The following is a 26,691-nucleotide window of genomic DNA, read 5'->3' on the forward strand; positions in this document are numbered from 1 at the left end:
GCACCGAGCGTTCAGTCGGTGCGCTGGCGAGCGAGTCAGTACTTGGCCTTGACCGCGAGGACCGGGCAGTGGGCGTCGAGCAGGATCCGCTGGGCGTTGCTGCCCAGGATCAACTTGCCGACCGGCGATCGCTTGCGGAGACCGATGACGATCAACTCGGCCTCGTTGGCCTCGGCGATGCTGACCAGGTCTTCGGCGGGTTCGAAGCCGCGGACCAATTGGCGCACGACGTAGGGGACGCCCGACTCATCGAGCCTGGTGCGAACCTTCTCCAAGTCGTCCTCGGCCCGACGTGCCGCAGTGTCATCGAAATCCGAGCCACCGCGGTGTGAACTCACCACCACGATCCGCGCGTCGCGCAGACGGGCCTCCTCGATCGCCTTGTCGAGGGCCGCCTCGCCCTCCGGCTTGGGAACGTAACCGACCACCACGGACCCCATGACCAACTCCTCGTCACCTGCGCGTATCCATCCCGGTCAGGTGATCTGGATCACTCGACCGGTCAGCACGCTACGCCATTTCGGGCACCCCATCAGCCCCAGACTCGCAGGGTGCGCGAAACGCCCTGTGGACTGCGCACTGAATCCGCCGGCGAGGGGAACGAGGTCCACATGGATCCACGACCCGACCCCGCTGCCGGTCTCACCCATGTCTCTGGCGCCAACGCAGCCTCCGGAGGCTCGGGCGAAGAAGAAGTGCTCGCCGCGGCCGAGGGTCTCCGTCCCCCGCTGCCCGCGCTGCTCACCCGTCGGCTGCGTCGGCTCGTCTACGACCACGCGACGACGGAGCGCCGCCGGGCGCACCTGCCGATCCTGCACGTGGGCACACCCGGCGCGCGGGAACTGCTCTTCCCGGTCCGCCCGGAGGACCACCTCGACCATGCCCTGCGTGCCGATGTGATCGCGGCGCTGACCCGTCGGAGTCGCGCCGGGACGCACGACCCCGGGCTGCTGTGGCTGACCCGTCCCGGCGGGCTGGTGCTCCAGGACGTCGACGCGGCCTGGCTGGCCGCCGCGCGTCAGGCGTACGGCGAGGCGGGGCTGCCGCTGGTCTTCGTGGTGGCCAACCGGCACGGCTGGTGGGATCCGCGCAGCGGCCTGAGCCGTACCTGGGTGCGGATGCGCCGCCGCTCGGCCGGTCACTGACCCGGCACGCGGCTGATGAGGAGCCCACACAGGCGGAGGCAGGGACCCCTCAGCGGGAACGCTGAGCGGCGAGAGCCGGTCGGCTGGCGGACCAAACCGCCTGCGGACCCGGCGGACCCATCACGGTCGGCGGCTCCCGCTCCGGCACCGGCGCGCCTGCGTCGCCGCTGCCATGTCCCGCCGCGGAGCCGTGATCGAGCGGGGGGGCCACGATCGCGGCCGGGCGCATCACCGGCTGAGCTCGTGGAACAGCTCCACCAACTCGGCCCGGCTTGCCACCGAGCCGACCTCGTGTGCCGCCGCGAGGGCTTGTGGGGACCAGCGGCCGGGCGGTGGCACCGCGTGCTCGAGCAGCAGGGCGACCAGATCCGTCAGCGGGTGATCGACACACCGCTCCCGGGAACGATCGACGGCGCACCACGCGAGCGCGCCCCGCCCGGCGACCCAGGCGAGCGCCGCCAGCACCGCGGCGGCAGGTCCATCCAAGGGCGTGGGCGCCCGACGTAGGAGATCGCCCCACAGTCGGACGTGCCTGCTCGCCTGCTGCGCAGTGAGTCCGACCCAGGCACGCCCACCCGGGTCGGCCCGGGACACGGCCACCAGGATGCGGGCGGCGGTGAGGTCGTCGATCCGGTCGCCGGCCTCTGCATGTCGCCGGAGGGTCTCCCGCAATTCGGTGCCCGACATGTCGGGTGGATCCCCGGCAAGGGGACCGCCCACCTGCCCGCACGCTCGCGCCGACGCCCCGAACAGGTCCTCGAGGGCTGCCGAGACGGCCTCGACACCGGGCGGATCCGGCCGCAGCCGCGCCGCGATCTCACCCCGGGAGGAGGCCAGAACCTCCCCCGCGGCCACCGCCTCCACCCGGAACGGGTGGGTGGCGACGTCGAAGGGCACACCGTGCTCCGGGACCCCAGGGTGGCCGGAGAGGCTGAACCACCGGCCATCGTGCACCCGCATCAGATCGACGATCTCGATCCCCTCCCCACGGAAGGCGGGCCGGACCAGTCGCCGGAATCGTCTCGCCGTGGTCTCGCGGCCGGTGTAGAGGATGAGGACCACGCGGCCGACCCCGTGCTGCCGCGCCGGCCCGAGCAGAGCCGCGACCGCGTCGGGGAGATCGTCGCCGTGAGGTAGGTCGAGGCGGGCGTGGAAGGGGGTGCGAGCCCGCACGGCGAGCATGACGATCGAATCCTCGGGCTCGAAGCCGAGCACGACCGGGACGAGGGCCAACAGGTCCTCCGGGGTGCGCGCGGTGATGGTCCGGGTGGGATGGTCGGCACGAGGGCCTGATGAGGTGGTCATGCCATCGAGAGTCGCCTCGCGTGGGGCTGCTCGCGACCGCGGCGCCGGCGGCTGTGGACGAGGCCGTTCTCCAGCCCTGGGGTGGACGACGAGCGGCCCCTCCGGCACCTCCGCCCAGCGCTCACACGCGTTCGGCCAGCACGGCCCCGGCGCCCTCCTGACACCGTCCTGCCGCCCGGATCGGGATAGGTTTCCCGCGTGCGCGCGCATGCCTCGGTGCTCCATCTCGACCTGGACGCGTTCTTCGCCTCCGTCGAGCAGCGCGACAAGCCGTCGCTGCGGGGCAAACCGGTCGTGGTGGGCGGCACCGGCCAGCGAGGGGTCGTCTCCACGGCCTCCTACGAGGCCCGGCAGTACGGCGTGTACTCCGCCATGTCGATCAGGGAGGCCCGGTCTCGTTGCCCGCACGCGGCGTACCTGGGCGGGCGCTTCGGCGCCTACCGGAAGGCCAGCGAGCAGGTGATGACGCTGCTGCGCGGCGTCTCCCCGCTGGTCGAGCCGCTCTCGCTCGACGAGGCGTTCGTGGACCTGGCCGCCGCTGGGCTCCCGGATCTCGAGGTCGACACGGTCACCGACCTGGCCGAGGCACTGCGGGCCTCGGTGAGCACGGCGACCGGCGGTCTCACCGCGTCGGTGGGGCTGGCCAGCTCGAAGTTCCTGGCCAAGGTGGCCAGCGACCTGGACAAGCCCGACGGCCTGGTGGTCGTGCCGCCCGGCGGTGAGCGGGAACTGCTCCGCCCGATGAAGGTGAGCGTGATCCCGGGAGTCGGCCCCGCCACCGCCGAGCGGCTGCACCGGGCCGGCCTCCACCTGATCGCCGACCTGGAGACGGTCTCGCAGGAGGAGTTGGTGCGCCTGGTCGGCAAGGCGCACGGCAGCACGCTGTTCCAGCTGGCTCGGGCCGAGGACGACCGCCCCGTGGTGGCCGAGCGTGAGGCCAAGTCGGTCAGCGTCGAGGACACCTACGACCAGGACCTCACCGAACGCCCGCTGATGGAACACCTGCTGAACCGTCAGGCGACCCTGGTCGCCGAGCGACTGCACCGGCACGGCCTCTCCGGCCGCACGGTGTCGATCAAGGTGCGACTGCACGACTTCACCACCCTGTCGCGCTCCTCCACCATGCCCTCCCCGACGGACAGCGCCGCGGTCATCAGCCGACTCGCCCGCACCCTGCTCACCGATCTCGACACGACCGGGGGCGTGCGGCTGCTGGGCGTCGGGGTCTCCGGGCTGGCCGACTGGATCCAGGAGGATCTGTTCGGCGACGCCGCCCTCGGTGTGGACTCCCATGGCGCCACCCCCTCCCCGGGCACCGGCCCCGGGTCGGAGGACACCGGGTCGCCGGGGGCCGGGCCACTCCCCCTCTCGGTACGCCGCCGTGCCCGCTGGACCCCGGGCATGGACGTCGCCCACGACGAGCACGGCCGCGGCTGGGTGTGGGGATCGGGCCGGAGTGTGGTGACCGTCCGCTTCGAGACGGCCGAGACACCGCCGGGGCCGGTGCATTCCTTCGCCCTGGACGACCCGGCACTGCGCCCCTGGCCCGATCCGGACGAGGACACCGCCGAGTCCACGGAGGGATAAGGTCTCCGGCATGCCGTCACGCACCGACGTCCCCGCCAGCAGCCCCGACTCCCCCACGGCCAGCCCCTCCACGGGCGCACCGGAGGGTCCTCCGCAGGCGCCCGCACGGCCCGTGACCCGCGAGCACCACGGCCACGCCCGGGTCGACGAGTACGACTGGCTGCGCGAGAAGGACTCGCCCGAGGTGCTGGGGCATCTCGAGGCCGAGAACGCCTGGACCGAGGCACGCACCGCCCACCTGGCCGGACTGCGCGAGACGATCTTCGAGGAGATCAAGGGGCGCACCCTGGAGACCGATCTGTCGGTCCCGACCCGCCACCGCGGCTACTGGTACTACGGTCGCTCCTTCGAGGGACGCGAGTACGGCGCCACCTGCCGCGTGCGCGTCACCGACCCGCACGACTGGACCCCGCCCGCTCCCTCCGACGTCGAGCCCGGCCAACCGGCACTTCCCGGTGAGGAACTGCTGCTCGACCTCGACGAACTGGCCGAGGGCCACGACTTCTTCTCCCTCGGCGGCTCCTCGATCTCCCCCGACACCACCCTGCTGGCCTACTCGACCGACACCGTGGGCGATGAGCGCTACACGCTCAGGATCAAGGACCTCACCACCGGGGAACTGCGCGCGGACGTGATCGAGGGGGTGCTCGGCGGCGCCACCTGGGACCGGGAGGGCGACAACCTCTACTACGCCACCGTGGACGACACCTGGCGCCCGGACAAGATCTGGCGACACCGGCTCGGCACCTCGCAGGAGGACGACGAACTGGTACATCACGAGACCGACCCGAAGTACTGGACCGGGGTCGGCCGCACCCGCAGCGACCGGTTCCTCGTCATGGTGATCGGCTCCAAGCTCACCTCCGAGTACCGCTACCTCGACGCGGAGGACCCCGAGGCGGGGTGGCAGGTCTTCTCCGCCCGTCAGGAGGGGCTGGAGTACAGCCTCGACCACGCGGTGATCGGCGGCCGGGACACCTTCCTGGTGATGCACAACGGCACCGGTCCCGATTTCGAACTGGCCACCGCCCCGGTGTCTCCCACCCCGCCGGACGGGTGGACCCCGCTGATCCCGCACGACTCCGCCGTACGTCTCGAGGACGTCGACGCCTTCGCCACCCACCTGGTGGTCCACCAGCGCAGCGAGGGACTCACCCAGCTGCGCATCCTCCAGCTCGACGCGGAGGGTGTGGGCGAGGACTACCTGGTCGAGTTCGACGACGAGGTGTACACCATCGGGGCGGGCGGCTCGCCGGCCTTCGAGCAGCCCACCGTGCGCCTGGGCTACACCACGATGCGCACTCCCAGCTCCGTCTACGACTACGACGTCCGCACCCGCCGCCTCGCTCTGCGCAAGCAGGCACCGGTTCTGGGCGGCTACAGCCGCGACGACTACGAGGAGCACCGGCTCTGGGCCACGGCGCCGGACGGTGAGCAGGTGCCGATCTCGCTGGTGGTGCGCAAGGATGCCCGGGCCTTCGGACCGGTGCCGGTGCTGCTCTACGGATACGGCGCCTACGAGGCCTCGATGGACCCGTACTTCTCCATCGCCCGGCTCTCCCTGCTGGACCGGGGCGGCGCTTTCGCCATCGCCCATGTGCGCGGCGGCGGTGAGATGGGACGACGCTGGTACGACGAGGGCAAGATGGCGCACAAGCAACACAGCTTCGACGACTTCATCGCCAGTGCTCGGCATCTGCGCGAGCAGGGCTGGGCCTCCTCGGTGGTGGCCGAGGGCGGCAGCGCAGGTGGGCTCCTGATGGGCGCGGTCCTCAACCAGGCACCCGACCTGTTCGACGGCGTGGCCGCGGCGGTGCCCTTCGTCGACAACCTCACCACGATGCTGGACAGCACTCTCCCGCTCACGGTGACCGAGTACGACGAGTGGGGCAACCCGGAGGGCGACCAGGAGGCCTACGAGTGGATCTCGGCCTACGCCCCCTACGACAACATCACCGCCCAGGACTACCCGCCGATCCTGGCCGAGACCAGCCTGCACGACACCCGGGTGCTCTACGTCGAGCCGGCCAAGTGGGTCGCCCGGCTGCGGGCGGTCGCGGGCGCCGACGTCCTGCTGCGCACCGAGATGTCCGCGGGTCACGGCGGCGTCTCCGGGCGCTACCAGGCGTGGCACGACCGGGCCTTCTCGCTGTCCTGGATCCTGGATCGGCTGGGCCTGACCGCTGCCGGGGCGAACGCGCGGGACTGACGCGGCCCACCACCCCGAGCCGGGTGCGCGCCCGGTCCGACCGGGTCGAGGAGACACGCACGCGGGCCTCCTCGGGGTGGTCCCTGAGATCTCCCTGAGAGTTGCCCTCCTCGGCAACTTCGCCGCCACCTCGTACGTCGTAACCAGTGAGAGCGCACCGCGGTCGGGGGAATCCGCCGGCCACCGGGTGCGTTGACACCACAAGGACACGAGACGTGTCCAACATGTGCGAGGAGGGTCCCATGGCGAACACCGCTACCCGTGAGATCGAGGGACGCGACAGCGTCGGCCTCTACCTGGACGAGATCGCCCGCAACCAACTGCTCGACGCCGCCGCAGAGGTGGAGTTGTCCAAGACCATCGAGGCGGGGCTCTACGCGCAGTACCTCCTCGACCAGGGCCGTGTCGGCCGCCGCAAGGGCGGGGCTCCGGGCCGGGCCACCCAGGAGGAGCTGGAGTGGCTGGCCGAGGAGGGCCGCAAGGCGGTCGACACCTTCATCACGGCCAACCTGCGCCTGGTGGTCTCCATCGCGCGCAAGTACGGCCGGGCCCAGATGCCCATGCTCGACCTGATCCAGGAGGGCAACACCGGCCTGATACGCGCGGTGGAGAAGTTCGACTACACCAAGGGCTACAAGTTCTCCACCTACGCCACCTGGTGGGTGCGGCAGGCGATCACCCGCGGCATCGCTCAGCAGGCCCGCGTGGTCCGGCTGCCCGTGCACGTGGTCGAGGAGCTCAACCAGGTCGGCGGCGCCCGCCGTACCCTCGAGCGCCAGCTGGGCCGCACGCCCGAGCCGCAGGAGATCGCCGACGAGCTCGGCATGGCGGTCGACCGCGTGCTGGACCTGCTCTCCTGGGGGCGTGAGCACGTCAGCCTCGACACGCCCGTCGACGAGGACGGCGACACCTCACTGGGCGACCTGATGGCCCAGGAGACGGTGCCGAGCCCGGATCTGACGGTGCTCGATTCAGAGAGCCGCGACCGGCTCAACACCCTGGTCGGCCAGCTCGACACCCGGGCCGCCGACATCATCCGCAGCCGCTACGGCCTGGTCGACGGCCGGCAGCACAAGCTGGCCGACATCGGCGTCAAGCACGGCATCTCGGCCGAGCGGGTGCGCCAGTTGGAGCGGGAGGCTCTGCAGAAGCTGCGCCGTCTCGGCGACCCCGACATGGCCGCCTGATCGTCCCTCCTTGGGGATCGGCCGGCTGATCTCTACACAGGTCAGCCGGCCGGCTGGGGCCCTCGTGGTTGCCACACACCCACCCAGGCCCCGGTCAGCTCAACCGCGGGAGCGGGTGCTCGACCCGACCCGCAACTGATCGAAGACCTCCGCCACCTGCTGGCGGAGGTCTTCGAGCGTTCCGGAGTTGTCGAGCACGTACGTCGCCGCGGCCAGCCGCTCCGCACGACTCGCCTGGGCCGCGAACCGGGCACGCGCCTCGTCCTCGGTCATGCCGCGGTGCTCAACCAGGCGGGTCACCCGGGTACGGTCGTCGGCGTCGACCACGAGGACCGCGTCGAAGCGATCCGCCTGCCCGGTCTCGACGAGCAGTGGGATGTCGTGGACGACGATGTCTTCCTCCCCCGCCGAGCCCTCCAGTTGCGCGCCGCGGGCCCGGACGAGTGGATGGATGATCCCCTCCAGCTGCGCCCGCTTCGTCTCGTCGGCGAAGACCAGGGCGCCCACCGCGGCCCGATCCATCTCGCCCTCCGTGGTGAGCACCTCCGGCCCGAACGCCTCGACCACCTGGTCCAGTCCCGGCGTCCCGGCCGCGACCACCTCGCGGGCCAGCCGGTCGGCGTCCACGATCACCGCCCCCAACTCGGCCAACATGCTCGCCACCGCGCTCTTGCCCGCGCCGATCCCACCGGTCAGTCCCACTCGCATGGCGCCACCGTAGCCGCCCGGCCCGAACCGGTCAGGCGTGGTCCAGGACTGTCGCGAGAAGCCGGTCCAACTGGGCCCGTTCGTCCTGACCGAGCCCGCCGAGCAGGTCCTCGGCGGCGCGGTCCCGAGCCCTGGCCACCAGGTCGTGGACCCGCTCCCCCTCGGGCGTGAGCTCGACGCAGGTCGCCCGGCGGTCCGAGGCGTCCGGACAACGGCGGACCAGACCGTGGTGTTCGAGGGCATCGACGACCTCGGTGGCCGAGCGCGATGCGATCCGCAGCACCTCGGCCAGATGGGACAGCCGGGGCGAACCACTGCGACGTACGACGCCCAGGGCCCGCGCCTGGGAGGGGGTGATCACCGGCTCCATCTCGCTGAGGACCGAGGCGTAGCGGCGGCGGAGAGCGCGCGCCACGGACATCAGCAGGTCGGCGGTCGAGTCGGAACCGGGCGCCGTCGGGACGGGCATGTGGAATACCTCCGCAAGTCGGTGAGTTGACCTCATCGTGAGGTTACCTCACCATCGATGCTGAAGACCGAACAACCCGAGGAGTCAGATGGCCGACCTGGGCATGGGAGGCGGACCGGGCGGGCGACCGCCGATCTCGCCCGACGCCGCACGCACCGCACGTAGGCAACTGGAACGCAACCCGGTGTCCCTGCGGCGGATCTCCGCGCTCTTCCGGCCGCACCGAGGCGGGCTGGTGGTCGTGATCGTCCTGATCGTGATCAGTTCGCTGATCGGTCTGGCCCAGCCGTTCCTGGTGCGCGAGGTGATCGACGTCGCCCTGCCCGATCAGGACCTCTCCCTCCTGCTGTGGTGCGTGGGGGTGATGGTGGGCGTGGCCGTGGCCAGCGCCGCACTCGGCGTCCTGCAGACACTCCTGTCGACCCGGATCGGCCAGCAGGTGATGCACCGACTCCGGTCGGACCTCTTCGCACATCTCCAGCGCCAGTCGATGGCCTTCTTCACCCGCACCAGGGGCGGCGAGGTGCAGTCCCGCCTGATCAACGACATCGGCTCGATGCAGAGCGTGGTCACCTCCACCGCGACCAGCACCGCCGCGAACGTCACGGTCGTCGTAGGCACCGTGGTGGCGATGTTCGCGCTCGACTGGCGACTCGCCCTGATCTCGCTTCTGGTCCTGCCGCCGGCGGTGCTGACCACCCGGAAGGTCGCCCGGATGCGGCACCAGGTGACGGCCGAGCGGCAGCGCAAACTCGCCGATCTGCACGTCCAGGTGGAGGAGGGGCTCAGCGTCTCGGGCATCCGGCTCACCAAGACCCTGGGGGCCGCTCCCGCACTGGCGGGCAGATTCGAGCACACCAGCGCGGAACTGGTCGACCTGGAGGTGCGATCCCAACTGGCGGGGCGCTGGCGGATGGCCACCATGCAGGTGGTCTTCGCCGCCGTCCCCGCGGCCCTCTACCTCGCCGCCGGCCTGCCTGTGACCCGGGACGGGCTCTCCATCGGCACGCTGGTCGCCTTCATCTCGCTCCAGGGCTCGCTGTTCCGGCCGCTGATGGGCCTGCTCAACGTCGGCATCGAGATCACCGCCAGCCTCGCGCTGTTCAGCCGGATCTTCGAGTACCTCGACCTGATCGTGGAGATCGACGACCCGGCCGAGCCGGTGCACCTCGCACGGGTGGACGGGACTGTCGAGTTCGATCACGTCGGCTTCGCCTACGAGGCCGACGGTCGACCGGTGCTGAGCGACATCGACCTCACCGTCCCGGCGGGCACCAGCCTGGCCCTGGTCGGTGCGACCGGATCGGGAAAGAGCACCCTGGCCGCGTTGGTCGCACGTCTGCACGACCCCACGGCCGGGAGCATCCGACTGGACGGCGTCGACCTGCGCGACCTGTCCCTCGCCCAGCTCGCGGACGCGGTCGGCATGGTCACCCAGGAGACCTACCTGCTGCACGCCAGCGTCCGCGACAACCTCCGCCACGCCCGCCCGGACGCCAGCGATGCGGAACTGGAGGCAGCCGCCCGTGCGGCCCGCATCCACGAGGTGCTGGTCGCACTGCCCGAGGGATACGACACCGTCGTCGGAGCCAGGGGCCACCGATTCTCCGGTGGCGAGCAGCAGCGGCTCGCGATCGCCCGCACCCTCCTGCGAGATCCGCGGATCCTGATCCTGGACGAGGCCACCAGCGCGCTGGACAACACCACCGAACGCGAGGTCCAGGCTGCGTTGGACACCCTGGCCCGGGGGCGCACCACGATCACCGTGGCCCACCGACTCTCCACGATCCGCGACGCCGACCAGATCGCCGTCCTCGACCACGGCCGGATCGTCGAACTCGGCACCCACGAGCAGCTCGCCGCCCGCGGGGGCGCGTACGCCGACCTGCTGCGCCGACGTACCTCCGGAGGGGAGTCGATCACCCCTGCCGAGGTCGTCGGGGTCTGATCCGCTCCCCGCTCGGGCGGGATGCGGGCACCCACGAGTGCGCGCGGCACTGTCCGGGACCCTCCATAGATCGACACGACACCGGGACCGCCGCCGGGCTCCTGGCTCGACACCGCGACAGGTGAGGACGCACTCGGGTCAGTCGCCGGGACGGGAAGCCGGGACCTCCACCCGGGAGAACCGACGGCGATAGGCCTGGGGGCTCACGCCTCGCACCCGGCCGAAGTGGTGTCGCAGGGTCGCGGCGTTGCCGAACCCGAGATCAGCGGCGATCCGCTCGACCGGCTGATCGGTGCGCTCGAGCAGCTCCTCGGCCGCGGCGACCCGCTGTGCGATGACCCACTGATGGGGCGAGGCGCCCATCTCGTCGCGGAACCGGCGGGCGAAGGTGCGCGGCGACATGTGGGCCCGCTGGGCGAGCGAGTCGACACTGTGCTCCACCTCGAGGTGGGCGACCACCCAGTCGACCAGCGGACGGAGCACCTCCGACTCGCATTCGGGCACCGCCCGGGCGATGAACTGCGCCTGCCCACCGTCACGGTGCGGTGGCACCACCATCCGACGAGCTGTGGAGGCGGCGACCCGAGCCCCGAACTCCTCGCGCAGCAGATGGAGCGCGGCATCCAGCCCGGCCGAGGCGCCCGCGCCGGTGGTGAGATTGCCGTCCTGGACGTAGAGCACGTCACCGTCGACCTTCGCCTCGGGATACTGCGCGGCCAGTTCGTCGACGAAGCGCCAGTGGGTCGTGCAGCGCCGCCCGTCCAACAGGCCGGCCTCCCCGACCACGAAGGCGGCGGTGCAGTGCGCGAAGATCCGGGCCTCGCGGTGATCGGCGTCGCGCAGCACGTCGAGCACGTCACCGGAGTGCGCCCGCCGCTCACGATTGGGGGCGATGCAGATCAGGTCGGCCGACGCGGCCCGGGTGAGGTCGTGCTCCACCATCAGGTCGAAGCCTGCCGATCCACGCACCCGACCGGGGCGAGGGGTCACCACGGCGAAGTCGAAGACCGGATTGTCGTCCTCGGGGTGGTAGGGCTCGGCCCAGACCTCACACATCGCGCCGAGGCCGAAGGCCTCCACGCCGTCCTCCACGATGACCGCCACCGAGTGCATGCTCCCGACCCTGACAGAGACATGGCAGGAAATCAATGCACATCGACATTTCTGCCACTCGTGGCAGGATCACAGCGAGCGCATGATTGATGCCATGATCTTCTTGCTGACCGCACTCGTCCTGATCGTCCTCGTATCCCTGCTCGCCTCGACCTGGTACGTCGTCCGGCTGGACCGGCCCCGCACCAGGCCACCGACCTCGCACGGCGTCGACCCCGACCTGCTGCCGCCGTCCATGCGACTCTTCCCGCACTGAACGACCGGCCGCACACAGGGTTCGCGAGCGTCGGCAGGCGCTCACCGACGGCCGAAGGCCCGGTCACCCCGAGGGGTGACCGGGCCTTCGGTCAGTTCAGCGCAGCTGAGTCAGGAACGAGCCGGACTCACTGGCCGCCGGTGAGCTTCTCGCGAAGCGCCTGGAGCGCCTCGTCGGAAGCCAGCGAACCAGCGGTGTCCTCGTCGTCCTGCTCCGGAGCGGCGGAGGAGTACGAGGTGGCCTCGCCGGCCTCGACCTCGGCCTTCTTGGCCTCGGCCTGCTGCTTGACGTGAGCCTCCCAGCGGGCGTGCGCCTTGGCGTAGTCGTCCTCCCACTTGGCGCGCTGGTCCTCGAAGCCCTCGAGCCACTCGCCGGTCTCGGGGTCGAAGCCCTCGGGGTAGACGTAGTTGCCCTGCTCGTCGTAGGTGGCGGTCATGCCGTAGAGGGTCGGGTCGAACTCCTCGACGTCGGCCGCAGCGACGGTCTCGTTGGCCTGCTTGAGGGACAGCGAGATCCGGCGACGCTCGAGGTCGATGTCGATGATCTTGACCATGACGTCGTCGTTGACCTGGACGACCTGCTCCGGGATCTCGACGTGGCGCTCGGCCAGCTCGGAGATGTGGACCAGGCCCTCGATGCCCTCCTCGACGCGGACGAAGGAACCGAACGGCACCAGCTTGGTGACCTTGCCCGGCACGATCTGACCGATCTGGTGGGTGCGGGCGAAGTGCTGCCACGGGTCTTCCTGGGTCGCCTTCAGCGACAGGGAGACGCGCTCGCGGTCCATGTCGACGTCGAGCACCTCGACGGTGACCTCGTCACCGACTGCGACCACCTCGGACGGGTGGTCGATGTGCTTCCAGGACAGCTCCGAGACGTGCACCAGACCGTCGACGCCGCCGAGGTCGACGAACGCACCGAAGTTGACGATCGAGGAGACGACGCCCTTGCGGATCTGGCCCTTCTGCAGCTGGGTGAGGAAGCCGTGACGGACCTCGGACTGGGTCTGCTCGAGCCAGGCACGGCGCGAAAGGACCACGTTGTTGCGGTTCTTGTCGAGCTCGATGATCTTGGCTTCGAGGGTCTGCCCGACGTAGGGCTGCAGGTCGCGGACGCGACGCATCTCCACCAGCGAGGCGGGGAGGAAGCCACGCAGGCCGATGTCCAGGATGAGACCACCCTTGACGACCTCGATGACGGTGCCCTCGACGACGCCGTCCTCCTCCTTGATCTGCTCGATCGTGCCCCAGGCGCGCTCGTACTGGGCGCGCTTCTTGGACAGGATCAGGCGACCCTCCTTGTCCTCCTTCTGGAGCACCAGGGCCTCGACCTTGTCGCCGACCTCGACGACCTCGTGGGGGTCGACGTCGTGCTTGATCGACAGCTCGCGCGAGGGGATGACGCCCTCGGTCTTGTAGCCGATGTCGAGCAGGACCTCGTCCCGGTCGACCTTGACGATGGTGCCATCCACGATGTCACCGTCGTTGAAGTACTTGATGGTCTCGTCGATCGCGGCGAGGAATTCCTCTTCCGAACCGATGTCGTTGATCGCCACCTGCGGGGCGTCGTTCTGCCAATCGGTGATGGCCGGAAGAGTCGAGAGGGTGCTCGTCATAAGGGAAGTAGTTCCTTGGAGGGGCATGAGTCGTACGGGCGCGCGCACAAGCCGGTTTCATCACGACCTCGGCCCCGACCACGGACAAGATCCGGGCGAGGAGAGACTCGGAGAGCCTGCTTCCACTCCGTCCGGGAGGCAGGCAGACTTCACACGCCCCTCTAGAGTACGCCGCCGCCCTCGCGGGCGTCCAACCGCGGGGGTGACCCGACGCTGCACCGCTCACCACGCGGCCCGAGGATCCGGGCGCCGACGGCGACGACAGGGCCTAGGTTCGAGGATATGCGAGCGATGATCCTCAAGGAGTTCCGCGAGCTGGTGCGGGATCACCGGACCCTGGCCATGCTGATCGTGTTGCCGCTGCTGCTGCTGGTCATCTTCGGCTATGCCGCCAACTTCACCGTGGACGACGCCCGGACCACCGTCGTCGGGCCGCAGGCCGAGCAGGTCGAGGGCCAGCTGCCCGACCTGTTCGACGTGACCTCGGTGGACCCCGACGCGGACCGCGGCGACGCGGAGCAGACCCTGCAGGACAACCGGGCCGACGTGGCGATCGTGACCGGTGCAGCGCCGGTCGCGCTGGTGGACGGCTCCAACCTCTTCGCCGCCCAGGCGGCGGTCTCGGCGCTCAACGCCCTCAACGCACAGAGCGCCGGAGCCTCCGGACCCACCATCGAGATCGACGTGCTCTACAACCCCGACCTGAAGACGTCGTGGGTGATGGTGCCGGCGATCATCGGGTTGATCCTGACCTTCATCGGCGTGATCATCACCAGCATCGGGCTGGTGAGGGAGCGCGAGGCCGGCACGCTGGAGCAGCTCTCGGTGATGCCGATCAAGCCCAGCACGGTGATCCTCGGCAAGATCACGCCGTACTTCCTCGTGGCCGCGATCGACATGGTCGTGGTGACCCTGCTCGGGGTCTTCCTCTTCGATGTGCCGTTCCGCGGCAACCCGTTCGCCTTCGGGCTGGGCGCGGCCATCTTCCTCTTCGTCGTGCTCGGGTTCGGGGTGCTGATCTCCACGATCTCCCAGACCACCGGCCAGGCGATCCAGGCGGCCTTCATGGTGCTACTCCCCCAGATCCTGCTCTCCGGCATGATCTTCCCGCTCGAGGCGATGGGCGCGGGTGTGCGTTGGATCGGCTACCTCCTGCCGCTGACCTACTTCACGATCATGTCGCAGGGCATCCTGCTCCGGGGCGCCTCCATCGGTTCCCTCTGGTACACCTACGTGATCCTCGCCGTGATGGCGGTGGTGGTCTTCACCGCGGCCACCCTGCGCTACCGCCGCGACCTGGCCCCCAGCGGCCGCCGACGTCGTCGGGCCGCGCCTGCCAGCCACGACGCGGAGGAACAGCGATGACCTACGGCGTGCGGGGCGCCACCGTCCGCTTCCATGACACCGTCGCGCTGGACGAGGTCTCCCTCGAGGTGCCGGCCGGCTCCGTGGCCGCGGTCGTGGGCGGTGACGGCGCGGGCAAGTCCACCCTGCTGCGCGCCCTCGTCGGCCTGGTCGCCCTGGACGCCGGCACCACCGCGGCCCCGGCCAAGGAGAGGACCGGCTTCCTATCGGCTCGGGCCGGCTCATGGGGCTCGCTCACCGCCCGCCAGAACCTGGACTTCGCCGGTGGCGCCTACGGGCTCAGGGGCGCCGAGCTCGCGCGCCGTCGTACCGACCTGCTGGCGCAGGCCGGGCTCGACGGGGCAGAGCACCGGCTGGCCGCACGGCTCTCGGGCGGGATGCGCCGCAAGCTCGGTTTCGCGATGGCCTCGATCCACCGACCCGACCTGCTGGTCCTCGACGAGCCCAGCACCGGAGTCGACCCGGTCAGCCGGGTCGACCTGTGGCGGATGATCTCCCAGGCCGCGTCGGCGGGCACCGCGGTACTGATGTCGACCACCTACCTCGACGAGGCCGAGCGAGCCGCCCGGCTGGCCGTGCTCGACGGCGGCCGGATCCTGGTCCAGGGCTCCTTCGAGGAGGTCCGATCCTCCTTCACCGGCGCGATCGTGGAGACCACCACCCCCCGGCGCCCGGAGTGGTCCTGGCGACGCGGGCGACGGCGGCACGAGTACTGGCCCGAGGGCACTCACCCGCCACGGGACGCCCGGCCCCTGATCCCGGATCTGGAGGACATCGTGATCAGCCTCTCCCTGATCAACCGTGCCGAGGCGGTGACCTCGTGACCGCGCCCCTGATCCTGGCCCGGGCGGTGACCCGCCGGTTCGGCAGCTTCACCGCCGTCGACGAGGTCAGCATGGAGGTACACCCCGGCGAGGTCGTCGGCCTGCTCGGCGCCAACGGCGCCGGCAAGACCACCCTGATGCGCATGCTGCTCGGCCTGCTCACCCCGAGTGCCGGCACGGTGGACCTGCTCGGCGGTCCCCCGGATCTCCAGCGCCGACGCCGGATCGGCTACGTCCCGCAGAACCTCGGCCTGTACGCCGACCTCACCGTCCGCGAGAACCTCGCCTTCGTGAGCGCCAGCTACGCCGCACCCATGCCGGAGATCCCCGGCGACCTCGCCGGCCGCGCCGACGTCCTCGTCCAGGACCTGCCGCTCGGAGCCCAGCGGCAGGCCGCGTTCGTGGCCGCGACCGCACACTCGCCGCGCGCCCTCCTGCTGGACGAACCCACCTCCGGGGTGGACGCCCTGGCCCGGGCCCGACTCTGGGACACCATCCGGGACGAGGCCGAGCGGGGCACCGCCGTCCTCGTCACCACCCACTACATGCAGGAGGCCCAGCAGTGCGACCGGCTGCTGATGATGGCCGACGGGGTGCTGGCCGCCCAGGGCAGCGAGACCGACATCGTCGGCGACACCACCGCGCTGGAGGTGCGTGCCTCCGACTGGGCCGCCGCCTTCACGGCGCTCACCGCGGCCGGGGCCCCGGTCGTCCTGACCGGTCAGCGGATCCGGGTCGCCGACGGCGACCCCGCACAGGTACGGCGGATCCTCGACGGCGCGGGGGTGCCGGCGGAGCTCAGCTCGGTGCCCGCCAGCATCGAGGAGCGGATGGTCGTGCTCGCCCGCGCCGGCACGGGTCACGCCGGAAGGGGCGCGGAGTAGGCTCGGGGCGTGGAGCAGACCTCGTCACCTCCCGTCCACGTCACGCCCTTCCGCAGCACCCCGGACCCCGGGCCCTCACCCCAGGTCCAACCCCAGGTCCAACCCCAGCCGACCGACCGGCCGATGCCCCGGCCGGTCCCCCCGGCCGACGCCCCGGCGGTGAGGACGCCGGCCCACTCCTCGGCCTCCGACCAGTTCCAGGCTCGGGCCCTGAGGCGCCAGGTGAGCGAGACGGAGTCGCGGCAGGCCAACGGCCCCGACTGGGACCGCTACGCCGATGAGTACCAAGCGACCCACGGCCATTACCTCGGCGACGCTGGCTTCATCTGGGGGCCCGAAGGGATCGGTGAGCACGCGCTCGGGATCCTCGGCCCGGTCGCCGGCAAGGACGTGCTCGAGCTCGGGTCAGGAGCCTGCCAATGCTCCCGCTGGGTCTGCGACCAGGGCGGCCGGGCGATCGGGCTCGACCTGTCGCACCGTCAACTGCGCCACGCCCAGCGGCTGGACGCACGGACCGGCACCGCCGTGCCCGCGGTGCAGGCGACCGCGACCGCCCTCCCCTTCCGGGCCGACAGCTTCGACATCGTGTTCTGCTCCTTCGGGGCGCTCCAGTTCGTCAAGGACATCGACGTCACCGTCGAGGAGACCGTCCGCGTCCTGCGCACCGGTGGTCGGTTCGCCTTCTCCATCACCCATCCGACCCGGTGGATGTTCCCGGATGACCCCGGCGAGGAGGGACTGGTCGCCTCGCAGAGCTACTGGGACCGCACCCCCTACGTCGAGATCGACGAGGCCACCGGCGTCACGTCGTACGTCGAGCACCACCGCACCCTCGGCGACTGGGTGTCCCTCCTGGCCACCGCGGGGTTCCGCCTGACCGACCTGGTCGAGCCGGAGTGGCCGCCGGACAACCACCGCATCTGGGGCGGCTGGTCGCGCACCCGCGGACTGCTCACTCCCGGCACCGCGATCTTCGTCGCAGATCTGCTCTGAACCCCGCCTCCACCGCTCAAGCCGGCCCCCGCACGAACCGGATCCGCGCCGCGGTCCCGACGGACCTCGGCGCGGATCCAGGTTCGACAAGGACTCAGACCTGGGCCGGTTCGCGATCCCAGCTGGTCTCCTCCGCGCGGCGTCCGGACCGGCGGTGCAGCAGGATGCCGCCGGCGATCAGCAACAGCCCGAACACCAGGCCACCGATCGGCAGCCACACGGTGAGGATGCCGAGGGTCCGCGATGCGCTCTTGGCGGAGGCGACGTTGTCGGCGACGGTGCCCTCGGTGTACTCGACCTGGATGTCGAGCAGGACGGTGCCGTCGCCGGTGGTCATCCGCTGGCTGCCCTGCTGGTCGATGAAGGCGCCGGTGGTGGGGTCGACCCACATGGTCTGCTCGGTCTCGTACACCCCGACGGTGTCCTGGCCGCCCGGCTCGGCCGCCTTCGCGAAGGTGACCCCGGGGCTCTCCGGAACGCTGGCGCGGTACTCGTAGGTCTCCAGGCCGTCGATGGTCTTGGTGCCCTGGTACTCCAGCGGTACGGCGAAGCCGAGCGTGCCGTTCCAGAGTTCGTAGTCCGACTTCTCGGCGTCGAAGGGGAGCTTGAGCATCTGTCCGTCGTAGGCGGTCTGCACGTCAGGCACGTACTCGCTCTGGTCCTCGACCGCCGCACCGCTCCGGCGATCGACCGCGAACGCCTGGGCGCTGGTCTGGATGACCCGCTCGTCGATCTGGGCGTTCGGGCAGTCCGGCGGGTCGTCGACGTCGATGACGACGCAGGTCTGCTGGACGACGGCCACCACGTCGCGCGTGGAGTTGTCCGCGTCGACGGCGGTGTGGTTGAGGTACTTGACCGGCACCGGGGTGTCCGACTTGGCCAGGGCGCCGCTGGCGCTGCCGGTGAGGTGCGCCTCGCCGTCGGTGTTGAGCGGGATCCGCTTGGCCGCGCCGCCTCCCCAGATGAGTGCCGCCAGGGCCGCCGCCACGGCGAACCCGCCGAGGCCGATCAGTACGAATGACAACACCTTGCGCATCGTCTCTCCCTCGTGACGCCACACTGTTACCCGCGGGTCGGGTCGGTGCACGGTAGCGCATTCCGCCGGCCTTGTGTGGCTCGCGTCACAAGTTGTTACCGCAGCGTATTCGGATTGTGCTGGGAGCCCGTGTGCTGCGTCACGGTGTGCGATAGTCGGCGCCGTGTCGACCAGTCCCCCCCGTCCGCGCCACCTGGTGCTGGGGGCCGGAGTCCTGCTGGTACTCATCCAGCTCGCACTCCGGGCCTGGATGGTCTACCCGAGCTGGTTCTTCCACGACGACATGCTGCTGCTCGCCGACGGCGCCGAGGCGGAGGGCCTCTCCTACCTGGTCGATCCGCACGACAGCCAACTGATGCCGTGGGGTCGAGCTCTGGCATGGGTCGTCCAGTCGGGCGGCGGTGCGGACTGGCCGCTCGCGGCGACGCTCACCCTCCTGGGCCAGGCCGCGGCCGGGCTGGCCTGCCTGTGGATGCTGGGCACGCTGTTCGGGCTCAGGCCCGGAGTGTTGCCGCCATTGGCCGCCTACCTGTTCACCGCGATGACCATCCCCAGCACGATGTGGTGGGCGGTCGCCCTCAACGCGCTCCCCCTCCAGATCGGGCTGTTCTGCGCGGTCGCAGCCTGGGTTCGCCACCTCCGCGGCGGAGGAATCGGCTGGCTGCTCCTCACCGTGGCGGCCGTGGCCTTCGCCCTGTCCGGATACGTCAAGGCCCTGCTGCTCATCCCGCTGCTGGGCTATCTGGCCCTGGCCTACTACGCCGAGGGACACCTCGGTCGCCGGTTGCTGGTCGTGCTGCGCCGGCAATGGGTCGCCGTGACCGGCGCGGTGCTGCTCGGCGGCGGCTACCTGCTCTACTACCTCAGCGTCGCCCCGTCACTGGTCGGCGAACCCGCGACCCGTCAGGCACTGCCGCTGGCCCGCGCCATGCTCGGCGAGGCTCTGCCCACCGCGCTCGTCGGCGGGCCGTGGCGCTGGAGCTCCTTCGCCGTACCGACCGCCGTCGCCGATCCGCCCACCGTCCTGGTCCTGCTGAGCTGGCTCGCGCTCGCCCTGTTCGCGCTCGCGGTCGCCCGCCGGCGCGTGCGTACCGGACGGGCATGGGCGCTGCTGATCGGCGCCGCCGGCGCGTCGTACCTGCTGGTGCTCACCACCAGGGCACAACTCCTCGGCGAGCTGCCGGGACTCGAGTACCGCTACCTCGCCGACGTGGCCGCCGTCTGGGCGCTCGTACTCGGCCTGGTCACGCTCGAGCTGGCCGGTTCCTCGCAGGGCAGCCTCGCCCGGCCCTCACCGGTCCGGCGATGGTCGCCCGGCCCGCGGACGGTCGGGGCCGTCGCCGCCGGAGTGAGCATCTCCGCGGTCGCGAGCAGCGTCGCCTACGCCCACCTCTGGCACCGCGACAACCCGACCGAGGACTACTTCCTGACCGCACAGCGGGAGCTGACCTCCGCGGGCGACACCGACCTCGCGGACGTGCCGGTGCCGCAGGCCGCGGTGCTCGACTGGGGAGGCACACGGAACGCGCAGTCGCGACTGATCCCGCTGGTCACCGATCACGCCCGGTTCCCCCGGACCAGCACCCGGATGCACATCCTCGACGAGGACGGTCGGGTGTCGGATCCGCGGATCGCGGAGGAGGGTCCGTCCTCGCAGCCCGGCCCGATCCCCGGCTGCGGCTGGCGGGTCGGGGCCGAGCAGGTCGTCGTACCGATGGACGCGGGGATGATCCCCGGCCGGTGGTGGGCCGAGCTGCGCTACCTCGCCTCCGCCTCGGGGACGCTCCAGGTCACCGCCGGCGAGGAGACCTTCGAGATGCCGGTCCGGCGTGGTCTGGCTGCCTCCTTCGCCCAGGTGGACGGGGGATTCTCCGAGGTGGTCTTGCGCGCACTCGATCCTGGGCTGACGATCTGTCTGGACCGCATGGACGTCGGTCCCATCGAGCCGGAGGAGAGTGAGTGAGCACGGCACACCGGGTCGAGACCGCCGTCGAGTCGCTCGTCGATCCACCCCCCGAGACGGGCGCCGGCTTCCCGGGGCTCGACAGCCTGCGTGCCGTCGGGGCGATCGCGGTGCTGACCACCCACGTCGCATTCTGGGCGGGCAGCTACACGACCCACGGCTGGTTCGGCGTCCTGCTCGGAAGGCTGGACGTCGGCGTCGCGATCTTCTTCGTGCTCTCCGGGTTCCTGCTGGGTCGTCCCTGGCTGACCCGGGCCGCGGCCGGCCGGCCCTCACCCTCGGCACGCCCCTACTACTGGAAACGTCTGCTCCGGATCGCACCGCTCTACCTGCTCACCGTGGTCCTCGCCCTCGGCCTGATCCACGCCAACGACGGGCTCGGCCCCAGCGACTGGGTCATCACCCTGCTGATGCTCAACACCTTCGTGGACCCCGCGCTGCCCGCCGGCCTCTCCCACATGTGGAGCCTGGCGGTGGAGGTGAGCTTCTATCTCGTCCTGCCGGTGCTGATGCTCGCCCTGACCGGCCGGCGACGGCTGCGCACCACCCGGGTGCTGGTCGGGCTCGGCCTGCTCGCCGCGACCTCGGTGACCTGGATCCTGTGGGTCGCTCCCGAACTGCGGGAGACCAGTTCGGTCATGTCGGGGCAGTGGCTGCCGGCGTACCTCACCTGGTTCGCGGCGGGTCTGCTGATCGCCCTGGTGCAGGTGCGCGTCACGCAGGGGCGCCCCGCGCGCTGGATGACAGCTCTGGTCACGCTCGGCGGCTTCCCCGGCGCCTGCTGGGCGGCCGTGGCCGGTCTCCTCCTGGTGTGTTCGACACCGATCGCGGGCCCGACGTTCCTCGGCACCAGCACCGGAGCCTCCGACCTGACCAAGCATCTGCTGTACGCCGCGATCGGGTTCCTCCTCGTGCTCGCCACCGTCTTCGCCCCGGCGCGGGGCCGCTACCTGCGGGCCTTCGCGCATCCGTTGGCCAGGCGGCTCGGCTGGATCTCCTACGGCATCTTCTGCCTGCACCTGCCCCTGCTGCACTTCGTCATCTGGGCGACCGGCTGGCCGCTCTTCTCCGGCCGGGCGATGGCGATCTGGCTCCTGACCGTGGCCGTCTCGGTGGTCGCTGCCGAGCTCGCCTACCGGTTCGTGGAGCGTCCGGCACTGGCCTGGAAGAACCGTCCGCCGCGCTTCCTGCGGGCCCGGGAGGATGAGAAGGCCAGCGCACCGGTGAGCGGCACCAGCATCAGGTAGGCGACCCACGCCCACTCCCCCGCCCATGCCTCCCAGGCACCCCACGGCGCCAGGGCGTAGGCCGTCCCAGCGATCAGGCAGGGCAACGCCCACAGCCAGGCCACCCCTTCCGACACCGGCCGGCCGCGCCACGCCAGCCAGCTGCCCAGGGCGACTGCGGGCACCGCGACCAGGACGCCGCCCCAGCCGGCCACCAGCCCGGCACCGAGCAGCGTGATCGCGCCGATCGGCACCGGTCCGAGCCGACGGGTGCGGAGCGGTGGTGGTGGCGTCGCGCCACCGCGACGCCACCACAGCACCACCAGTCCGGCCAGCCCCAGCGCGGTCGCGAGGCCGGCGAACAGTCCCAGCCGGTAGATCCGATCGGGGGTGAATCGGGCGGTCACCGGCGCGTCACCGCTGATCAGCCAACCCTGCTGCCAGCCGTCGACGGTCACCGGCTCGAGCCGCCGCCCGTCCTGGGTGGCCTCCCAACCCGGGTTGTGGTTGTGCCGGACCACGATCAGCTCGGGCGACCCGCCGTCCGCTGGTCGGGGAGGATCGAACCGGCGGGTCATCCCGCCCTCGGTAGCGCTGGCCGCGGCCACCGTGCCGCCGCTCGTACGGCCATCGACCCCGGTCAGGGTCAGGGTGTCGACCACGGCGAAGCGTGATCCCCGGACGTCGAGGGTGTTCTCCCCCGCCCTGGTAGGGACGGTCGCCACGTCGTGGCCCGCCCGGTCACACAGCGCGGCAGGCACGGCCCCACCGGCCGCGAGGGACGCCGGCGAGGCCACGATCCGGGAGCGGAAGATCGTGCCGTTGACCACCAGTCGAGGGCCGCTGCCGCACGCGAACCGGCGCGGAGCCCGGGACGGCGGGTGTGGCAGCAGTTCCGCCGGGGCCAGCGTGAGCTCGCTGATCCCGACACCGAGCGGGATCCCCTTGCTGTCGAAGTCGATCGCGGCAGCGGGGCGGGTGCGCTCGACGCGGAGTTGGAGCTGGTCGGTCCGGATCGCGGGGAACCCCGCGCTCCCGTCGGCGTGCAGCCGGATCGTTCGTTCGCCGCCGGGCCAACTCAGGGTCAGCACCGCCGGAGCCCGCGCCGCGACCTCCGGGGCGAGCCGGACCTGCACCCGGCTGATCGTGCGCGGCCGCAGCCAGCGCAGCCGGAGCTCGGGCCGCAGGTCGTCGGGGTCGGCCTGCCACGCGGTCCGCGGGTCGCCGTCGATCGCCGCGAGCGCCGAGGCCCGAGGATCCCGCACCGCCTGTGAGGAACTGTTGGCCGCCAGGGTCTGGCGACGCTGGGCCAGCCGCTCCATCGCCGCGCCCGAGCGGGGCCTGACCAGGAGCCGCGGAGCCCAGTCGGCCCGATCGGGCAGCGTCACCACCCGGCCGATTCCCGCGCTCTCCTCGCCCTGCCGGTCGCGGCCCGGCACACAGCGCACCTGGCCGTCGACGGTGAGGCAGCCGGTGCGGCCCTCCGGCCCGGCCCGCAGCACGACCGCATCGGGCACGTCCCAACCCTCCGGCAGCACGGGGGTGACCAGCCGGCGGGTCACGCTGACGCCGGGGATCCGCACCTGGGCCAGGCTCAGCACCCGTCCCTCCGCCCCGGACGCGTCCTCCACTCGCAGCCAACTCGTCTCTCCCGCCGGCAGGCTGACCAGCTCCTCCTCGCCGGGGCCGAGGAGCACCTCGTCCGAGACGCCCGCCTCGGTCCGCACCCGGACCAGCTGTCCCTCCAGGGCTGCCGATCCGCCGACCAGCCGCACCCGGCGTACCTCGCTCGGCCCGGTGAGGTCGAGCTGCCACCAGGCCTGCCCCGACCGGCCGGTCTGGGAGACCCAGGAGGTGGTCCGCCGGCCGTCGATCACGGCATAGGGAAGTTCGGCGACGCGGGCACCCCCGGCGGCGTCCGCGTCGGAGGTCGACGAGGACGCCGACACGGCCGCCGCGCCGTCCAGTCGGGTCGTGGTGGACCAGCGGTCCGCGGCGATGCGGTAGTCGCGCGCCCGGTTGGTGGTACGCCGGACGTCGCCCTCGGTGAGCACCGCCGAGGCCCCGTCGTGGATCCGCCCGAACGAACGCTCCCGAGCACGCAGTCCGTCGGTGAGCACCAGCCGCCCCGCCGGGGCGTCGCCGGCGGGCAGGTCGGAGGCGAGCACGCTCGGGGCGTCGTCCAGCTCCCCGTGGTCGAGCAGGTCGAGCAGGTCCTCGGGTCCGCCGACGACCGTCGTCGCGTCCTCGGCCACGACCGCCGGCGCCGCGGCGCCGGACACGGCGTAGACCTCGACCGCCGGGTAGCGGTCCTGCCAGCCGCCGTTGACCACGACCCGTCCCTGGTCGGTCTCGAGCACGGGATCGCCGCCGACCTCGGGCCCGAAGGATGCCACCCGCCGCAGTCCGGGCGAGTCCGCCAGCGTCTGGTGGATGACCACCGGGTCCGGCACGTCGCCGTCCCGAGCGAGGTCGTTGCGCACCACCAGGTGCGTGACGCCCGCTCGCCGCAGCAGGGCGGCGAACCCGATCGATCCCTCCCCCTGGGCGAATCGCTCCTCGACCGCGTCGAGCATCCGGATCGTGCCCTCGGGGGTCAGCGGGATGACGTTGCGCACCGCCCACGCCGACCCGGCGAGGGGCTGCATCGGCTCGTCCTCCGGGGCGCCCCACTGATAGGACCCGAACGGGGATCCGGGCGCCAGCAGCGTCGTACCGTCGGCGGCGTTGTCCTCCAGCCAGGAGGCGGTCTCACGCCAGTAGCCGGGCACGTCCGGGAAGGCCCCCGAGGGAGTGATCCGGCCCGCCACCGCGGGGACGAGGGTCCCGGCCAGCACGAGCAGCGATACCCCCACCAGCAGCACCGTGTTGGCGGTGACGAGGGTACGACGGGTGCGGGCCTCGGCGCCGTCCTCCCCGCTGGTCGCACGCAGGGTGCTGCGGCGTCGGCGCAGCAGCCGGTCGATCACGACGGCGAACCCGATCACCAGCGGCAGCCGGAGGATCGGGTCGAACTTGTGCACGTTCCGGAGCGGGGCGAGTACGCCGTCCAGAGCACCACGCGTCTCCACGGCGAACCAGCCCTGGGTGGCACCGACGTGCCCCGCGCCGACCATCAGCACCCCCACCAGCACACTCAGCGCCAGGAACCGGCGGTGCGGGGACCACGGCGCGAGCAGGCCGACGAAGCCGACCAGCAGCACCACGGCGCCGTCGAGGATCAGGTAGGGCGTCGTGATCAGGTCGTGCCCCGCCCGGGCGGCGGTGTCGATGTAGGGCACCCAGTCCGACGTGCCGCGCAACACGTCGAACGGGGTCGTGGGCAGGGTGGTGACCGTGCTGCTCTCGATGTAGTCCAAGAAGGCCGGACTGTAGGCGCCCAGCAGGAGCAGCGGCACCAGCCACCACAGGGTGCCGAGCAGGGTGAGCAGCGGCCACCAGAGCATCATGCCGCGGCGGCGCGGCCCCGGCGTACGGGTGAGGAGCCAGAGCGCGGCCATCGGGATCACCGCGAAGGTGGCGGCCGCGTTCACCCCGCCCACCATGGTGATCGCGAGCGCGGAGAGTGCGGCCGCGCGGCGGGGCGAGCCCCTGACCGACCCCAGGATCAGCGGCAGCAGCACCCAGGGGGCGAGGGCGCTGGGCCAGGCCTCGATCGAGAGGGGGCCCAGCACGGTGAGCATCCGCGGGGACATCGCGTAGGCCACCCCGCCCGCCAGGCAGGCGAGGTCGGAGCGTACGCCGAGCGCCCGGGCCACCAGCGCTGCACCGGTGAACGCGACCACCATCACGAGTGCGACCCACAGCCGCTGCACCACCCAGCCGGGCAGGCCCAGGGCGTCCCCGAGCACGAAGAAGGGCCCCATCGGCCACAGGTAGCCGTAGGCCTGGTTCTGGAGTTGGCCGAAGGTGCTCTGCCCGTCCCACAGGTGCAGCGCCCGGGCGAGGAAGTCGGCCGGCGCCTCGACCAGGTCGAACTTCGTGTCCGAGACGATCAGGCCGGGGGACTGGATGAAGGCCAACCCCACCAGCAGGAGGGCCACCGCTCCGATGCGGACCCGGAAAGCGCTCAGTGCTTGCGCAGCACGAGCAGGAGGTTCCACGAGAGCACCTCCCTCAGCACCGGGACCCGCATCAGCCAGGCCGCCCACCAGGGGTGGTAGCGGGGCACGGCTGCGAGGACCTCGGCGCGCTGCTGCCGGGCGGCCCAGCGCAGCATCTCGGTCGCGGTGGCGGCGTACATCGACTCGCCGAACCTGTTCTTCGGCTCGTGTCCGTGCCGTCGGCGGTAGCGGCGCCGCGCGTAGCCGCCGCCGAGGTAGTGCCACGGCGAGGTCTCATGACCACCCCACGGACCCCACCACAGCGTGAAGGACACGAAGACGATCCCGCCCGGGCGGGTGACCCGCAGCATCTCCTCGACCATCCGCACCCGGTCCGGCACGTGCTCGAGCACGTTCGAGGAGTAGCAGACATCCACCGCCCCGTCGCGGAACGGCAGCCGCATGCCGTCGCCGATCACGCTGCCGGACGCGATGCCGCCCTGACCGGAGAGTTCCCCGACGTCGGCGTCCAGGGCGAAATAGGTGGCCCCCGCCGCGGTGAAGGCGTCCCGGAAGAACCCCGGCCCTCCCCCGACGTCCAGCACCCGCGCGCCGTCGAGCCCTCGCCCGGAGCCGCCGGCGTAGTGCTCGAGCTGTCCCACCGAGTCGGCCGCCAGCGCGGTGTAGAACCGCCTCGGGTCGTCCTGCTCGTGCCGGAAGTCGGCGAAGAGCCGGACCGAGCGGCGCAGTGAGGGCCGCCATGACTGCGGGCCGGGGGCGGGTTGGTGAGGCGGCACGCGCAGACCTTAGCCGAG

General features: G+C 71.5%; 21 protein-coding genes. 12 read left to right on the forward strand and 9 right to left on the reverse strand.

The genetic code is table 11. The features are described 5' to 3' along the window. Positions 1-35: 35 nt before the first annotated feature. A complete protein-coding gene (locus G515_RS0101770; RefSeq protein ID WP_028658744.1) occupies positions 36-440 on the reverse strand; it encodes a universal stress protein in 405 nt (134 codons plus the stop codon). A gap of 171 nt (positions 441-611) precedes the next feature. On the opposite strand from G515_RS0101770, the gene G515_RS0101775 reads away from it, so the two are divergent. Then, a complete protein-coding gene (locus G515_RS0101775; protein ID WP_245565140.1) occupies positions 612-1,145 on the forward strand; it encodes a hypothetical protein in 534 nt (177 codons plus the stop codon). Between the two features lie 228 nt (positions 1,146-1,373). Here the strand turns inward: G515_RS0101775 and G515_RS0101780 are convergent, their stop codons facing one another. Continuing rightward, positions 1,374-2,450 (reverse strand): DUF4192 domain-containing protein, encoded by a 1,077-nt coding sequence (locus G515_RS0101780; protein ID WP_028658746.1) that lies wholly within the window; start codon positions 2,448-2,450, stop codon positions 1,374-1,376. 198 nt (positions 2,451-2,648) lie between these two features. Here G515_RS0101780 and G515_RS19045 point away from each other — a divergent pair, with 198 nt between their 5' ends. The 3 genes from G515_RS19045 to G515_RS0101795 all read left to right on the forward strand — a co-directional run bounded on the left by G515_RS19045 (position 2,649) and on the right by G515_RS0101795 (position 7,433). Next, entirely contained in the window at positions 2,649-4,037 is a 1,389-nt protein-coding gene (locus G515_RS19045) for a DNA polymerase IV (RefSeq protein WP_036553767.1), read from the forward strand. Positions 4,038-4,047: 10 nt separating this feature from the next. Then, the gene (locus G515_RS19050) at positions 4,048-6,246 is read left to right on the forward strand and encodes a S9 family peptidase (RefSeq protein WP_084652949.1); all 2,199 of its coding nucleotides are present in this window, start codon (positions 4,048-4,050) and stop codon (positions 6,244-6,246) included. A gap of 242 nt (positions 6,247-6,488) precedes the next feature. Then, complete coding sequence (locus tag G515_RS0101795; protein WP_028658747.1) at positions 6,489-7,433, forward strand: sigma-70 family RNA polymerase sigma factor; 945 nt, start codon at positions 6,489-6,491, stop codon at positions 7,431-7,433. A gap of 99 nt (positions 7,434-7,532) precedes the next feature. On the opposite strand, the gene coaE is transcribed toward G515_RS0101795, so the two are convergent. Together coaE and G515_RS0101805 are read right to left on the reverse strand one after the other, a co-directional pair. After that, positions 7,533-8,141, reverse strand: coding sequence for a dephospho-CoA kinase (coaE, locus tag G515_RS0101800; protein ID WP_028658748.1), 609 nt, complete (start codon positions 8,139-8,141; stop codon positions 7,533-7,535). 31 nt (positions 8,142-8,172) lie between these two features. Further along, positions 8,173-8,610: a MarR family winged helix-turn-helix transcriptional regulator gene (locus tag G515_RS0101805; RefSeq protein WP_028658749.1), complete on the reverse strand. Its 438-nt coding sequence runs from the start codon at positions 8,608-8,610 to the stop codon at positions 8,173-8,175. 88 nt (positions 8,611-8,698) lie between these two features. On the opposite strand from G515_RS0101805, the gene G515_RS19055 reads away from it, so the two are divergent. Next, complete coding sequence (locus G515_RS19055; protein ID WP_036553768.1) at positions 8,699-10,558, forward strand: ABC transporter ATP-binding protein; 1,860 nt, start codon at positions 8,699-8,701, stop codon at positions 10,556-10,558. Between the two features lie 138 nt (positions 10,559-10,696). Here the strand turns inward: G515_RS19055 and G515_RS0101815 are convergent, their stop codons facing one another. Further along, a complete protein-coding gene (locus tag G515_RS0101815) occupies positions 10,697-11,671 on the reverse strand; it encodes a GlxA family transcriptional regulator (RefSeq protein WP_028658750.1) in 975 nt (324 codons plus the stop codon). A gap of 82 nt (positions 11,672-11,753) precedes the next feature. Here G515_RS0101815 and G515_RS23230 point away from each other — a divergent pair, with 82 nt between their 5' ends. Continuing rightward, positions 11,754-11,927 (forward strand): hypothetical protein, encoded by a 174-nt coding sequence (locus G515_RS23230; RefSeq protein WP_157570961.1) that lies wholly within the window; start codon positions 11,754-11,756, stop codon positions 11,925-11,927. 127 nt (positions 11,928-12,054) lie between these two features. Here G515_RS23230 and rpsA read toward each other — a convergent pair whose 3' ends face one another. Further along, complete coding sequence (rpsA, locus tag G515_RS0101825) at positions 12,055-13,542, reverse strand: 30S ribosomal protein S1 (RefSeq protein WP_028658751.1); 1,488 nt, start codon at positions 13,540-13,542, stop codon at positions 12,055-12,057. A gap of 282 nt (positions 13,543-13,824) precedes the next feature. Here rpsA and G515_RS0101830 point away from each other — a divergent pair, with 282 nt between their 5' ends. Genes G515_RS0101830 through G515_RS0101850 form a run of 4 tightly spaced genes read left to right on the forward strand, consistent with a single transcriptional unit; the run spans position 13,825 to position 17,608 of the window. Further along, entirely contained in the window at positions 13,825-14,907 is a 1,083-nt protein-coding gene (locus G515_RS0101830; protein WP_028658752.1) for an ABC transporter permease, read from the forward strand. Then, positions 14,904-15,731 carry an ABC transporter ATP-binding protein gene (locus G515_RS0101835; protein ID WP_028658753.1) on the forward strand — a complete coding sequence of 276 codons (828 nt, stop codon included), beginning with the start codon at positions 14,904-14,906 and terminating at the stop codon, positions 15,729-15,731. The genes G515_RS0101830 and G515_RS0101835 overlap by 4 nt, the downstream gene beginning before the upstream one ends. Beyond that, positions 15,728-16,615: an ABC transporter ATP-binding protein gene (locus G515_RS19060; protein WP_036553769.1), complete on the forward strand. Its 888-nt coding sequence runs from the start codon at positions 15,728-15,730 to the stop codon at positions 16,613-16,615. The genes G515_RS0101835 and G515_RS19060 overlap by 4 nt, the downstream gene beginning before the upstream one ends. 9 nt (positions 16,616-16,624) lie before the next feature. Then, complete coding sequence (locus tag G515_RS0101850; protein WP_245565142.1) at positions 16,625-17,608, forward strand: class I SAM-dependent methyltransferase; 984 nt, start codon at positions 16,625-16,627, stop codon at positions 17,606-17,608. A gap of 94 nt (positions 17,609-17,702) precedes the next feature. On the opposite strand, the gene pgfA is transcribed toward G515_RS0101850, so the two are convergent. Beyond that, positions 17,703-18,644 (reverse strand): cell envelope lipid trafficking protein PgfA, encoded by a 942-nt coding sequence (gene pgfA, locus G515_RS0101855; RefSeq protein ID WP_028658754.1) that lies wholly within the window; start codon positions 18,642-18,644, stop codon positions 17,703-17,705. A gap of 163 nt (positions 18,645-18,807) precedes the next feature. Here pgfA and G515_RS0101860 point away from each other — a divergent pair, with 163 nt between their 5' ends. Both G515_RS0101860 and G515_RS22950 read left to right on the forward strand, forming a co-directional pair. After that, the gene (locus G515_RS0101860; RefSeq protein WP_028658755.1) at positions 18,808-20,607 is read left to right on the forward strand and encodes a hypothetical protein; all 1,800 of its coding nucleotides are present in this window, start codon (positions 18,808-18,810) and stop codon (positions 20,605-20,607) included. Next, positions 20,604-21,854 (forward strand): acyltransferase family protein, encoded by a 1,251-nt coding sequence (locus G515_RS22950; RefSeq protein WP_028658756.1) that lies wholly within the window; start codon positions 20,604-20,606, stop codon positions 21,852-21,854. The genes G515_RS0101860 and G515_RS22950 overlap by 4 nt, the downstream gene beginning before the upstream one ends. Here G515_RS22950 and G515_RS19065 read toward each other — a convergent pair. Together G515_RS19065 and G515_RS0101875 are read right to left on the reverse strand one after the other, a co-directional pair. Further along, positions 21,740-25,936 (reverse strand): alpha-(1->3)-arabinofuranosyltransferase domain-containing protein, encoded by a 4,197-nt coding sequence (locus G515_RS19065; protein ID WP_169570408.1) that lies wholly within the window; start codon positions 25,934-25,936, stop codon positions 21,740-21,742. The two genes, G515_RS22950 and G515_RS19065, sit on opposite strands and share 115 nt — an antisense overlap. Then, entirely contained in the window at positions 25,903-26,673 is a 771-nt protein-coding gene (locus G515_RS0101875) for a class I SAM-dependent methyltransferase (RefSeq protein ID WP_051217738.1), read from the reverse strand. Before G515_RS0101875 ends, G515_RS19065 begins: the two co-directional genes overlap by 34 nt. Between the last annotated feature and the right edge of the window lie 18 nt (positions 26,674-26,691).

Source organism: Nocardioides insulae DSM 17944 (assembly GCF_000422825.1).
Classification (GTDB): domain Bacteria; phylum Actinomycetota; class Actinomycetes; order Propionibacteriales; family Nocardioidaceae; genus Nocardioides; species Nocardioides insulae.

Coding starts and splice junctions, on each gene's coding strand:
- pgfA (WP_028658754.1), bottom strand. CDS start 18,644: ATGCGCAAGGTGTTGTCATTCGTACTGATCGGCCTCGGCGGGTTCGCC.
- G515_RS19050 (WP_084652949.1), top strand. CDS start 4,048: ATGCCGTCACGCACCGACGTCCCCGCCAGCAGCCCCGACTCCCCCACG.
- G515_RS0101830 (WP_028658752.1), top strand. CDS start 13,825: ATGCGAGCGATGATCCTCAAGGAGTTCCGCGAGCTGGTGCGGGATCAC.
- G515_RS0101780 (WP_028658746.1), bottom strand. CDS start 2,450: ATGACCACCTCATCAGGCCCTCGTGCCGACCATCCCACCCGGACCATC.
- coaE (WP_028658748.1), bottom strand. CDS start 8,141: ATGCGAGTGGGACTGACCGGTGGGATCGGCGCGGGCAAGAGCGCGGTG.
- G515_RS0101795 (WP_028658747.1), top strand. CDS start 6,489: ATGGCGAACACCGCTACCCGTGAGATCGAGGGACGCGACAGCGTCGGC.
- G515_RS0101835 (WP_028658753.1), top strand. CDS start 14,904: ATGACCTACGGCGTGCGGGGCGCCACCGTCCGCTTCCATGACACCGTC.
- G515_RS0101770 (WP_028658744.1), bottom strand. CDS start 440: ATGGGGTCCGTGGTGGTCGGTTACGTTCCCAAGCCGGAGGGCGAGGCG.
- G515_RS0101815 (WP_028658750.1), bottom strand. CDS start 11,671: ATGCACTCGGTGGCGGTCATCGTGGAGGACGGCGTGGAGGCCTTCGGC.
- rpsA (WP_028658751.1), bottom strand. CDS start 13,542: ATGACGAGCACCCTCTCGACTCTTCCGGCCATCACCGATTGGCAGAAC.
- G515_RS0101775 (WP_245565140.1), top strand. CDS start 612: ATGGATCCACGACCCGACCCCGCTGCCGGTCTCACCCATGTCTCTGGC.
- G515_RS19055 (WP_036553768.1), top strand. CDS start 8,699: ATGGCCGACCTGGGCATGGGAGGCGGACCGGGCGGGCGACCGCCGATC.
- G515_RS0101805 (WP_028658749.1), bottom strand. CDS start 8,610: ATGCCCGTCCCGACGGCGCCCGGTTCCGACTCGACCGCCGACCTGCTG.
- G515_RS23230 (WP_157570961.1), top strand. CDS start 11,754: ATGATTGATGCCATGATCTTCTTGCTGACCGCACTCGTCCTGATCGTC.